This window comes from Inquilinus sp., from assembly GCF_057815775.1.
On sequence record NZ_JBYRFX010000051.1, the window covers coordinates 1 to 3,709 of the forward strand.

Genomic DNA, 3,709 nt, shown 5'->3' on the forward strand with positions numbered 1-3,709 from the left:
TCAGTCTGGATCGTGGTCATGGCGTCTTCCGGGCTGTTCGGGCGGGAAGAGGGAGGTGGATGTTCGCGTTGCCTCTCCCGCCTGGCGGGAGAGGTCGGAAATCCCTTGGGATTTCCGGGTGAGGGCGGGCCCCGGCCTCGACAAAGAGCCCTCACCCGGAGCCGCTTCGCGTCTCCGACCTCTCCCGCAAGCGGGAGAGGCCACGCATTGCCGTTACCGGTATTCGCCGGCCAGCTTCTCGACCTGGGCCAGGTTGTCCTTGGTGATGAAGCCGGGGCCGGAGTTGATGTTGTTGCTGGGGATCACGCCGTAGCGGACGTAATTGGTCAGCAGCACCACCGGCAGGTAGCCCTGCAGGTAGGGCTGCTGGTCGATGGCGAAGGTCACCGTGCCGTCCTTGATGCCGGCGGCGATGGCGGCGCTCAGGTCGAAGGTGGCAAAGAAGATCTTGCCGGCCTGCTTGTTGGCCTTCAGCACGGCGATGGTCGGCTCGGCCGAATTCGGGCCCAGCGTCAGGATGCCGTTGGTGTCGGGGTGGGCGCGCAGATAGGCCGAGACCTTGGTCTGCACCTCGCTCGGGTCCATGCCGGAATCGACCATCTGGTCGCCCAGCTTGACGCCCAGCGCGTCGGCGAAGCCCTGGCAGCGCTCCACCGAGGCCGGGTTGGTGATGTAGTGGTTGACGCAGACGAACTTGGTCACGCCGGCGGCCTTGGCCTTCTCGCCGGCGCCCTTGCCGGCGTCGTATTCCGGCTGGCCGATATGCATCAGCGCGCCGAGCTGCTTGCTCTGCTCCGCCGTGCCGGAATTGATGGTGATGACCGGGATGCCCTTCTTCACGGCGTCCATGATCGGGCCCTTCAGCACGTCGAAATCGGCGATGGTGATGATGATGCCGTCGGGCTTCGACGCGGTGGCCTGCTGCACGATGCGGGCCATGTCGGCCAGGTCGCCGGTCGACGGGTTCTGGTAGTCGACGGTGGTGCCGGTCTGCTTGCCGGCGTCGCGGATTGCCGTCTTGATCGTGTTCCACCAGCTGTCGGAATCGGGCGCGTGGCTGATCAGCACGAAGCGCTCATTGGCCGCCTGCGCCGCGGGTGCGGCAAGGCCCAGCACCATGGCGGCGCCCATGGCCGCGCCACACAGCAATTTATGAAGCATCTTGTGTCCTCCCTAGGATGCGTCTTCCGATTCTCGAAGCCGGGGAAGCGGCTCGCGCCGTGCCCGGCACCGGTGTCGGTTGATCGCAGGAATTGAACAGGATTTTTATAACGAAGGCAATTCAGAATTTATGTTCTATTTCGCGTGTAACCTGTTCCAGCCGTGCCAGAGGCAGGCCACAACGGCCGGGCGCTGTGCTAGACCGAAGGCCTCCGGAAGCTCGTGGCAGGCGGTGCCGATGCTGTCGCTGATCCTCGCGGCCCTGTTCTGGGTGCTGCTGCATCTCGCGGTCGCCGGCCCGCTGCGGCCGCTGCTGGTGGCGCGGCTGGGCGAGGGCGGCTACAGCGGCCTGTTCTCCGGGCTCAGCGTCGCCGGCCTGGTCTGGCTGGCCCTGGCCTATCGCGGCGCGCCCTATCAGCCGTTGTGGAGCCCGGCGCCATTCTGGGTTGCCGCGGTGCCGGTGTTCCTCGGCTTCGTGCTGCTGGCCTACAGCCTGGGGCCCGGAAACCCGACCCAGGTGGGGGCGGAGCGGTTGGGCGCGCTGCCGGTCGCCGGCATCACCCGCATCACCCGCCACCCGATGCTGTGGGCCTTCGCCCTGTGGGCGGCGGCGCATCTCGCGGTCAATGGCGACCTCGCCGGGCTGCTGCTGTTCGGGGCGATCCTGGTCACGGCGCTGAACGGCATGGTCTCGATCGACCGCAAGCGTGCGGCGCGGCTCGGGGCCGCCTGGGACGATTTCGCCCGCCACACCTCGCGCCTGCCCTTCGCCGCCATCCTGGCCGGCCGCGGCGAGTTGCGCCTGGGCGAACTGGCGGCTTGGCGCCTCGGCCTCGGCATCGTGCTGTTCGTCGCCGCGCTGTGGCTGCACGGCTTCCTTTAGGAAAGCCTTAGCCGATCACGTCGCGCAGCGCGTCGGCCACCCGCTCGACATCGTCGTCGGCCATGGCCGGGAACAGCGGCAGCGACAGGCAGCTCGCATAGAACGCCTCGGCGCCGGGCAGGGGGTGGCGGCCGTACAGCGCCTCGTAATAGGGCTGCCGGTTCACCGGGATATAGTGCACCTGGGTGCCGATGCCCTTGGCCTGCAGCGCCCGCACCAGCTGGCCGCGGGTGATGCCGATCGCGGCGAAATCGACCAGCACCTCGTAGAGGTGCAGCACCGGATTGCAGCCCGGCGCCTTGCCGATCGGCCGGATCGCCGGGGCCAACGGCGCCAGCACCGCGTCGTAGCGGGCGGCCAGGGCCCGGCGCCGCGTCTTGAACCAGTCCAGCTTGCGCAGCTGGCTGATGCCCAGCGCCGCCTGGATGTCGGTCAGCCGGTAGTTGAAGCCGATCGACTGCATTTCGTAGTACCAGGGGTTCACCCCTGATTGCGCCGGGTCGACCGCCATCTCGGTGTTGACGAAGGCGTCGGGGTCGCGGGTCAGGCCGTGCGAGCGCAGCAGGGCCAGCTTCTGCTGCAGCTCCGGCTTGGATGCGGTGACCATGCCGCCTTCGCCCAGTGCGATGGTCTTGACCGGATGGAACGAGAAGCAGGCCAGGTCGGAGTGGCGGCAGGTGCCGATCTGCACCCAGTCTTCGCCGGCATCGTATTCGGTGCCCAGCGCGTGGCAGGCATCCTCGATCACGAAAGCGCCGTGGCTGCGGGCGATCTCGGCGATCGGCGCCAGCGCCACGGCCTGGCCGGCGAGATGGACCGGCAGCACCGCCCGCAGCCGGTCGGGGCCGCCCTGAATCCGGGCGATCGCCGCCTCCAGGTCCTGCGGGCGCATCAGCCCGGTCTCGGGGTCGACATCGGCGAACACCACCTCGGCGCCGACGAAGCGGGCGCAGTTGGCGGTGGCCAGGAAGGTCACCGCCGGGACGATGCAGACGTCGCCGGGCCCGAGATCCAGCGCCAGCGCCGCCAGATGCAGCGCCGCGGTGCCGTTGGCGCAGGCGGCGGCATAAGGCGCGCCGGTGGCGGCGCAAAAGGCACGCTCGAACTCGCCGACCGTCGGGCCGGTGGTCAGGTAGTCGGCCTGCAGCGCCCGGACGACGGCGTCGATGTCGTCCTGGTCGATATACTGGCGGCCATAGGGCAGGAAGGTCACGGCGATTGCCTCCGATCCGTGCAGGAAGGGACGGCCGTCAGGCCGCGTGCCGGTCCAGGATCTCCAGCAGGCCGGGGCCGTCCAGCCATTCGGTGTTGTTGTCGCTGCCGTAGCTGAAGCGGTCGGCCACCGGCGTGCCGCTGCCGTCCTTGGCGAAGGAGGTGCGGGTGTATTCGCCGAATTGCGGCTCGATCACGAAGCGGTCGGCCAGCTCGACCGTGGCATGGGCGTCGTCGACCGCGATCATCACCTCGTGCAGCTTCTCGCCCGGCCGGATGCCGACGGTGCGGTGCGGCACGCCGGGCGCCAGGGTGCGGGCCAGGTCGGCGATGGTCATGCTCGGGATCTTCGGCACGAAGATCTCGCCACCGCGCATGATCTCGAAATTCGACAGCACGAAGTTCACGCCCTGCTGCAGCGTGATCCAGAACCGGGTCATGCGGTCGTCGGTG

The 3,709-nt window shown here is 68.5% G+C and carries 4 protein-coding genes; 1 reads left to right on the plus strand and 3 read right to left on the minus strand.

Translation table 11 applies throughout. From position 1 onward, the window contains the following. Window positions 1-213: 213 nt before the first annotated feature. Window positions 214-1,161: a sugar ABC transporter substrate-binding protein gene (locus tag AC3XYG_RS02060; RefSeq protein ID WP_489138151.1), complete on the minus strand. Its 948-nt coding sequence runs from the start codon at window positions 1,159-1,161 to the stop codon at window positions 214-216. A 238-nt stretch (window positions 1,162-1,399) separates the two neighbouring features. On the opposite strand from AC3XYG_RS02060, the gene AC3XYG_RS02065 reads away from it, so the two are divergent. Continuing rightward, a complete protein-coding gene (locus tag AC3XYG_RS02065; RefSeq protein WP_489138152.1) occupies window positions 1,400-2,044 on the plus strand; it encodes an NnrU family protein in 645 nt (214 codons plus the stop codon). Window positions 2,045-2,051: 7 nt separating this feature from the next. On the opposite strand, the gene pseC is transcribed toward AC3XYG_RS02065, so the two are convergent. Both pseC and AC3XYG_RS02075 read right to left on the minus strand, forming a co-directional pair. Further along, window positions 2,052-3,257, minus strand: coding sequence for a UDP-4-amino-4,6-dideoxy-N-acetyl-beta-L-altrosamine transaminase (gene pseC / locus AC3XYG_RS02070; protein WP_489138153.1), 1,206 nt, complete (start codon window positions 3,255-3,257; stop codon window positions 2,052-2,054). Window positions 3,258-3,294: 37 nt separating this feature from the next. Further along, the coding region (locus AC3XYG_RS02075; RefSeq protein WP_489138154.1) for a polysaccharide biosynthesis protein at window positions 3,295-3,709 on the minus strand (415 nt) is incomplete at its 5' end.

Excerpts from the sequence above, each read along its gene's own strand:
- AC3XYG_RS02065 (WP_489138152.1), top strand. The coding sequence starts at position 1,400 with ATGCTGTCGCTGATCCTCGCGGCCCTGTTCTGGGTGCTGCTGCATCTC.
- AC3XYG_RS02060 (WP_489138151.1), bottom strand. The coding sequence starts at position 1,161 with ATGCTTCATAAATTGCTGTGTGGCGCGGCCATGGGCGCCGCCATGGTG.